At 58.9% G+C, this 7,643-nt stretch carries 6 protein-coding genes; 2 read left to right on the top strand and 4 right to left on the bottom strand.

Annotation, left to right across the window (positions count from 1 at the left end; genetic code table 11):
* Window positions 1-109: 109 nt before the first annotated feature.
* From P7F28_RS30675 to betC, 3 genes are all read right to left on the bottom strand, one after another.
* The gene (locus tag P7F28_RS30675) at window positions 110-1,285 is read right to left on the bottom strand and encodes a porin (RefSeq protein WP_277188909.1); all 1,176 of its coding nucleotides are present in this window, start codon (window positions 1,283-1,285) and stop codon (window positions 110-112) included.
* A 323-nt stretch (window positions 1,286-1,608) separates the two neighbouring features.
* On the bottom strand, window positions 1,609-2,556 hold the full coding sequence (locus P7F28_RS30670; RefSeq protein WP_277188907.1) for a choline ABC transporter substrate-binding protein: 948 nt from the start codon (window positions 2,554-2,556) through the stop codon (window positions 1,609-1,611).
* 46 nt (window positions 2,557-2,602) lie between these two features.
* Window positions 2,603-4,141, bottom strand: coding sequence for a choline-sulfatase (gene betC / locus P7F28_RS30665; RefSeq protein WP_277188905.1), 1,539 nt, complete (start codon window positions 4,139-4,141; stop codon window positions 2,603-2,605).
* Between the two features lie 126 nt (window positions 4,142-4,267).
* Between betC and P7F28_RS30660 the strand changes: the two genes are divergently transcribed.
* Together P7F28_RS30660 and purU are read left to right on the top strand one after the other, a co-directional pair.
* Window positions 4,268-5,167 carry a LysR family transcriptional regulator gene (locus P7F28_RS30660; RefSeq protein WP_277188903.1) on the top strand — a complete coding sequence of 300 codons (900 nt, stop codon included), beginning with the start codon at window positions 4,268-4,270 and terminating at the stop codon, window positions 5,165-5,167.
* A 164-nt stretch (window positions 5,168-5,331) separates the two neighbouring features.
* Complete coding sequence (purU, locus tag P7F28_RS30655; RefSeq protein WP_277188902.1) at window positions 5,332-6,207, top strand: formyltetrahydrofolate deformylase; 876 nt, start codon at window positions 5,332-5,334, stop codon at window positions 6,205-6,207.
* 129 nt (window positions 6,208-6,336) lie between these two features.
* Here purU and P7F28_RS30650 read toward each other — a convergent pair whose 3' ends face one another.
* A complete protein-coding gene (locus P7F28_RS30650; protein WP_277188900.1) occupies window positions 6,337-7,482 on the bottom strand; it encodes an IS481 family transposase in 1,146 nt (381 codons plus the stop codon).
* Between the last annotated feature and the right edge of the window lie 161 nt (window positions 7,483-7,643).

Raw genomic sequence — 7,643 nt, 5'->3', positions numbered from 1 at the left:
GGGTAACTTTCTTTGCAGCAGCAAAGAAAGTTACCCCCCGCCGGGGAGGCGGCTACTGCATAAACCAAACACCAAAGACAAGCAGCACCAAAACCAAAAACCAAAAAACTCAGAACGAATGCCGCATCCCAACCCGCACATCAGCCTGCGTATTGGAGGTAGAAGGCGTAAAGCTATACCCAATAACCGCATCCACGGGCCCAGAAGACCGCAGATAATCCCCGGAGATATACAAATCGGTCCGTTTGGACAGTAAGTAATGCAGTCCAAGCGACCCTTGATTCCAGTGATTCCCTTCAAACCGCGTATGTTGATAACCACCGTACAAAGCAATATCCGGCCGGAAGTTATAAGAAGCGCCCGCCTCATACACCTTCATATAAGAAGTCACGCCCAGACCCTTGATACTGGTCCAGGTAAAGTTCCCCGACACCATCAAATCACCAATCGTCCACGCGCCGCCCACCGCCAACGCGCCTTGCTTATCAACAGGAAACGCATTCGTAGCATAAAGATCAGTACGCGCCCCCGTAACTGGGTCAATCGTCACGACAGGCTGACCAAGGAACGTATGCGCGCCGATCATCGCATAAGGATCGAACGCATAAATCCCGTTCGGGTTATTCAACTGCGTATACGCGATACCCAAATTGAACGTGTTAGCGGCATAGTGACCGCCCACACTCCACGCGCTGTTCTGATGGAAATTCCCCGCCTGATTGCCAAACGAATACATACCGCCGAATGTAAATCCGCCGATATTGTTCGACATGAACTTAACCGAGTTTGGCAGCCGATCGCCGTTCATGCGGTCGAAGTCGCCCTGGTGAATGGCATAACCGCTGCCCCACGCCGAGATGTTGTAGAGATACACATACTCCTCGGTCATATCGAGCTGATTACCAAACGTGACCTGCCCCCACGTATTGCTCTTGAGACCCACATACGCCTGACGCCCGAACTCCGCGCCGCCGAACGCATAGCGTCCGTTGCCCACGCGAAAGCCGGATTCCAGCGTAAAGATCGCCGATAAGCCGCCGCCCAGATCTTCCGTGCCACGAAAGCCGATCCGGTTGCCGTAGGAAATGCCATCGTCGAATTTGACGACGTGCGAGCCGCCTGTGTTTTTCACATAGGTGATACCCGCATCGAGAATGCCGTACAGCGTCACGCTGCTTTGCGCATGTGCGAGGGTCGGTGCGCCGGCGGCGCTTGCGGCGATAGCCAGTCCCGCAATCGTCGGTGCGCGCGTGGTGTTGCATCGTGCGGCAAGGGTTTTTCTCATCGTTGCTGGTCCTCTTGTCGTGGGCCGTTCTTTCGTTCGAAGTAGCGCGGCCGTGCGCATTGCTGTGCAGCAACGAGCCGAACGCGTGGTTATAGACCTGCTGGGAACTGCGAGGGACTGCAGAACATTGCGACTGAACAGCGCGTTGCGTGATGCATGATGCTGCGTTTCCGACATCGTAAAAATAAGATGCCATATAGGCCGTGGCTCGACCCATTGCGACGCAAATCTGCTCAGATGCGACCGATCTCAACAACGCGATACACCTGCCGATGGAGCAAGACCGCGCCAGCCTGCAACTCGGCCGACGCTTTCTTGTCGTCTTACTTCAGCCCGAGCGCGGTCTGAACGGCTTCCAGACCGTTCCCGCCGCTCGCCGTGGTCACGCCGTCGAGCCACGTTTTCAGCAATTCCGGATGCCGCTTGAGCGCATCGAGCGCGGCGGTGTCGATCTTCGTTTTCTTGTCCAGCACGTCCGCGATCACGCCGTTTTCCAGATCGACGTTGAAGGCCATCTGCTTGAAGAGCTTGCCGACGTTCGGGCATTGCTGTTCGTAGCCGCTGCGCGACACCGTGTTGACCGTCGCGCCGCCGTAGTTCGGGCCGAAGTATTTATCGCCGCCATCGAGATAGGTGAGCTTGAACTTCGTGTTCATCAGATGCGGTTCCCACGCCAGAAACACGATGTACTTCTTCTCCTTCACCGCGCGTTCCACCTGCGTCAGCATGGCCGTTTCGCTCGATTCGACCAGCTTCCAGTCGCCCAGTCCGAACGCCTTGTCATCGACCATTTTCTTGATGTTCTGATTCGCGGGCGCGCCCGGTTCGATACCGTAAATGCGGTGATCGAACTTGTCGGCGTTCTTTTGCAGATCGGCGAATGAATGCACGCCCGCTGCGGCCACATAGTCCGGCACCGCCAGCGTGAACTTCGCGTTCGAGAGATTCGGCCGCACCACATCGATCGATTTCTCCTCGACGAACGGCTTCACCAGCGGCCCCTGCGCGGGCATCCAGTTGCCGAGGAACACGTCGATCTGCCCTTTCTTCAAGCCCTGATACGTGATCGGCACCGACAGGTTCGCCACGTCCTGCTTATAGCCGAGCGCCTTCAGCACGATACCGCTCATCGCGTTAGTGGCGTCGATGTCGGTCCAGCCCGGATCGGCCATGCGCACCTGCGTGCACGACGGCGGATCGGCTGCCAGCACGGTTGACGCCACGCAGACCAGCGCGGCGCTGAAAAGCGCATGGATAAGGGCTTTTTTCATGGTGCGTTTCCTGTCGGATGCTGTGGTTGTGGGATGTTTTGAAGCGTCAACGAGCGACGGCCGGAAAGCGCGCCATCGCTTCCAGATCGTCGAGATCGATGTGATTGCGCATATAGCGCTGGCTGGCATCGACATGAGGCTGCCAGTCCCATGACTGAATGGTGCCGAGCGTGGTGGACCCGAAGTGAAAATGACGGCGGCGCTGACTCTTGAGCACATCGCGATGCAGCGCGTCGAGTTCCCAGCGCCGCGCGACTTCCGCGTGAAATTCGGCGATCAGCGTTTCGTGGCGCGCGTCGTTTGCGAGGTTTTCGCGTTCGAACGGGTCGGCTTGTACGTCGTAAAGCTGATCGGGATCGACCGATGTATGAATGAACTTATAGCGCCCGCGCCGGATCATCACGACCGGCGCGATCGCGCCTTCCGCGAGATATTCGCCGATCGCCTCGTCATGCCCGCCAGTCTGTGCCAGATGCGGCACCAGACTTTGTCCGTCGATGCTGTCGGGCCAGTCCTGCGGCAGCGCATCACGCGCGAGTTCGACGAGCGTGGGCAGCACATCCAGATGCGACACCGACTCCGCCACGCGATGCGCCTGAAACCGCTTCGGCTGATGCACGATCAGCGGCACGCGGCATCCGCCTTCGAAGAAGGTCATCTTGTACCAAAGGTTGCGCTCGCCAAGCATCTCGCCATGATCCGACGTCACGATGATCGTCGTGTTCTCCGCGAGTCCCGCGTCGTCGAGCGCATCGAGGATCGCGCCGAACTGATCGTCAACGTATGAAATCGCGCCGTAGTAGGCGCGGCGCGCATTGCGAATCTGCTGATCGGTCGGCGGCGTGCGGTCCGCTTCGTACACGTGACGCAGACGCTTCGAATGCGGATCGCTGGCCTGCAATGAATCGCGATGCACGGGCATGTCGATATCCGCATCGTCGTACAGATCCCAGTACTTGCGCGGGATGGCATACGGATCGTGAGGATGTGTGAGCGACGCCACCATCATGAACGGACGCGCATCCTTGCCCGCATGACGTTCGCGCGCGATATCGAATAGCTTCTGGCGCGTGGTGAAGGTGACTTCATCGTCGAAGTCGAGTTGATTGGTGCGCACGCACGGGCCGGCATCGATCACCGAACTCATGTTGTGATACCACGTCGGCCGCGCTTCGAAGTTCTGCCAGTCGGGCGTCCAGCCGAAATCGGCGGGATAGATATCGGTGGTCAGGCGCTCTTCGAAACCGTGCAACTGATCCGCGCCGCAGAAATGCATCTTGCCCGAGAGAATCGTGCGATAGCCTTCGGCGCGCAGATAATGCGCAAACGTCAGCGTCTCCGATGGAAACTCGGCGGCGTTATCGTAAGCACCGATGTTGGAGGGCAACTTCCCCGCGAGCAGCGAGAAGCGCGACGGCGCGCACAAGGGACTCGCGCAATAAGCCGATTCGAACACCACGCCTTCACGCGCGAGGGCATCGAGTCGCGGCGTCTTCGTCACGCGATTGCCGTAGGCGGCGAGTGCGAAGGGCGTCATCTGATCGGCCATCAGAATAAGGATATTTTGTTTTGTGTCTTGCTTCATGCGGACCTCGAATAAAATCTCATACGTACGCGAGCGCGGACTTTGAATGCCCGTTCAACAACACTATTGCTGGTCAATACGCGGCTGTGAAGACAGCAATTCGTTATGCGCACATAAGGAGTGGTTATGTCGCGGCAAGATCGTCTGCCACCCATGCAGGCGCTGTTGATGTTCGAATCCGCCGCGCGGCTCGCGAGCTTCACCGCTGCCGCGCGTGAACTCGGTTCAACGCAACCGGCAGTGAGCCAGCGCGTCGTGCAACTGGAAGAGTCGCTTGGTGCGCCGTTATTCGAGCGCGGGCATCGCGGGGTATCGCTGACGGAAGACGGCGCGCGTCTTTTCGATGCGGTGCGTCAAGGACTCGACCTGATCCGCAGCGCCACGAACGATATCCGCTCGCGCAATACGCAGCGCACGCTCACGCTATCGACGGACTTCGGCTTCGCCACGTACTGGCTGATGCCGCGCCTGCCGCAATTCAAGGCGCTGATGCCCGATGTCGATGTGAAGATCACCACGTCGCAATACGCGCCGAGTGCATCGGGCGAGCAGGCGGACGTGGTGATCGTGTTCGGCGATATGCACGGCGACTGGGGCACGCGTCACGCCGTCAAGCTGTTTTCCGAGCGCGTGACGCCCGTATGCAGCCCCAAACTCGCCGCCGCCTACGATACGACCGATCTCCGCAAGCTCCCGCTGCTGCACCTCGAACGCACGCAGCCGGAGCGCTGGCTTTCATGGAACGCCTGGTTCGACGCCCACGGTCTCGCCGCGCCGCCCACGCACGGCGGCTTCACGTTCAACAGCTATGCGCTGGTCGCACACGCGGCGGTGATGGGTCAGGGCGTGGCGCTCGGCTGGTCGCCGCTGATCGACGAACTCATCGCCACCGGCCAACTCGTCTCTTTGTCCGATACCCCGCTCGTCACCGAACGCGGCTACGTGCTGCTGACGCCGCGCGAACCGAATGCCGCGGTGCGCGCGTTCCGCGACTGGCTGCTGGACGAATGCGAAGTGATGGGCTGACGGCGTTTTCGTCCCCGAGCGCCGCTGGACCGCGTCGAACGCTGACGCTTCCGTTCCATCTTCACGGCGTTTCGCTTCTATCCGCCGATTTCTGCGTTTGCTCTACTCATGGCTGAGACTCGCCGCATTCCGCGGCGCGTCAGCCCTTCGTATGTGGAGCACGCATGTCCGCCGAATCACGTTCTGATCAGCTGGTCCTCACCGTTTCGTGCCCGAGCGCGGCGGGGCAGGTCGCCGCCATCGTCGGCTTTCTGGAGCGGCATCATGGTTATATCGACGAACTCACCGTGTTCGATGACGACCTCAGCGAACGCTTTTTCGTCCGCTGCGTCTTCCACGGCGCACAGCGCGACGAGCCGCTGCATATCGAATCGCTCAAGCGCGAATTCGAGCCGATCGCCGCGCGCTTCGCCATGAACTGGGCGATGCACGATTTGAGCGTGCGGCCGAAGGTGCTGATCATGGTGTCGAAGCTGGAGCACTGTCTCGCCGATTTGCTGTTCCGCTGGCGGATGGGCGAGCTGAAGGTGGATATCGTCGGGATCGGGTCGAATCATCGTGATTTTGCTTCGCTTGCCGAGCAGCATGGGTTGCCGTTTCATCATCTGCCAATTACTGCTGATACCAAGCCGCAGCAGGAAGCGCAGCTTCTCGATTTGTTCGATTCGTCCGGCGCGGAGTTGATGATTCTTGCTCGGTATATGCAGATTCTTTCTGGTGAGACGAGTCGCAAGCTCGCGGGGCGCGCGATTAATATTCATCACTCGTTTTTGCCTGGGTTTAAGGGGGCTAAGCCTTATCATCAGGCGCATACGCGTGGTGTGAAATTGATTGGCGCTACTGCGCACTTTGTCACCGATGATCTGGATGAAGGGCCAATCATCGAGCAGGAAGTGGAGCGCGTTGATCATTCTTATAGCCCGGAGCGGTTGCTTGCGATTGGGCGTGATGTTGAATGTGTGACTTTGGCTCGTGCGGTTAAGGCTTTTACTGAGAGGCGGGTGTTTATTAATGGGGAGCGGACTGTGGTTTTGCGTTGAGGTTTGCTTTTGGCTATTGTTGCGCTGGTTATGCAGTAGCCGCCTCCCCGGCGGGGGGGTAACTTTCTTTGCTGCTGTGTATAGACCGGAGACATAGGTAACAGGTGTATCAGGACATGGGTAACACATTTAGCGCCTCTTTCCTTGCCCCTTCAAGCTGATCGTATCGATCCGATGATGAGCGAAGTACATATCGTAACTACCGTCGATTTGCGCACATGGCCTGAAGGCAATGTGCCGGTTGGCCAGCGCACTCGATACCTTGAAGCGTTGCGACTTGAAGCGCACTTCGCCATTGATGCCTACGCGAACCACCATGTCCGTCTCGCCGTACACGATCGCCGGCAAACGTTCCGGATACGCGCGCGGGCTGATCTGATAGTGAGAAACCGGTGTATCCATGTTCAGTGCCTGATGCGGGCGCTCGTGGTTATAAACTTCGCGCCACGCATCGAGCTCCAGCTGCGCGCGCTTCAGATCTCTGAAATGCCTGCCCGCAAGCACCTCGGCCTTGAGCGTGCGATGAAACCGTTCATCCTTGCCGTTGGTCTGCGGATGCCGGGGGCGGCTGTACGAGATGCGAATGCCCAGGCAGATCAGCCAGATCGCCAGCGCCGTCAACTGCCCCGGCTGGGCCGGACTGCCCCATGGCGGACCATTGTCGGCATTGATGCGCAGCGGCAGCCCGTAGCGCCTGAACGCATCGCGCAGATGCTTACGCACCACGGGCGTGGGCGTGCTGCCACACGCATCGAGCGCCAGATTGAAGCGCGAATGATCGTCCAGCACGGTGAAGGGCGAGCAGCGCCGTCCATTATCCAGTTCGATACAGCCTTTGAAATCCATCTGCCACAGGTCGTTGGGATGCTTGTGTTCGAAGCGCTTCCATCGCGACGCGTCGGTGCTTGCCTCCGCCGTAATCAGGCCATGCCGATGCAGAATGCGCGTCACCGTACTGGGCGAAGGCGTCTGCTCCCCGCCCATATCGTTCATGCGACGCACGATCTTGGCCGCTCCCCACGCGCGATGCGCCTCACGCATTTGCACCACACGCGCTTCGAGCTCGGCCGCGGTGCGTGTCGGACTATGCGCCGGACGTCGGGATTGATCGGCCAACGCGGTGTCTCCCTGTTCGAAACGCCTGATCCACTTGTAACCGGTCTTCGCACTGATGCCGTACCGCCGACACAAGTCGCGCCGATTGGCGCCTTCTTGCATCGCGAACTTCACGAATTCGAGCCGCAATTCCATGATGTCTTTGCTATCCCAGGACATGATCCACCCCGGACGAACCATTCGTCCGGAGTGTTACCCATGTCCTGATACAGGTGTTACCTATGTCTCCGGTCTATACACTGCTGCAAAGAAAGTCACCAAAGAAAGCAGCTTTTTCAACCGGACACTGCCCCTTGAAACGGCAAGTGGATTAATAGGCT

The sequence above is a fragment of the Caballeronia sp. BR00000012568055 genome (assembly GCF_029439455.1).
Classification (GTDB): domain Bacteria; phylum Pseudomonadota; class Gammaproteobacteria; order Burkholderiales; family Burkholderiaceae; genus Caballeronia.
Note: the sequence above shows the minus strand (reverse complement) of the source record. Positions and strands in the feature narration are given on the sequence as shown.

Excerpts from the sequence above, each read along its gene's own strand:
- betC (WP_277188905.1), bottom strand. The coding sequence starts at position 4,141 with ATGAAGCAAGACACAAAACAAAATATCCTTATTCTGATGGCCGATCAG.
- P7F28_RS30670 (WP_277188907.1), bottom strand. The coding sequence starts at position 2,556 with ATGAAAAAAGCCCTTATCCATGCGCTTTTCAGCGCCGCGCTGGTCTGC.
- purU (WP_277188902.1), top strand. The coding sequence starts at position 5,332 with ATGTCCGCCGAATCACGTTCTGATCAGCTGGTCCTCACCGTTTCGTGC.
- P7F28_RS30650 (WP_277188900.1), bottom strand. The coding sequence starts at position 7,482 with ATGTCCTGGGATAGCAAAGACATCATGGAATTGCGGCTCGAATTCGTG.
- P7F28_RS30675 (WP_277188909.1), bottom strand. The coding sequence starts at position 1,285 with ATGAGAAAAACCCTTGCCGCACGATGCAACACCACGCGCGCACCGACG.
- P7F28_RS30660 (WP_277188903.1), top strand. The coding sequence starts at position 4,268 with ATGTCGCGGCAAGATCGTCTGCCACCCATGCAGGCGCTGTTGATGTTC.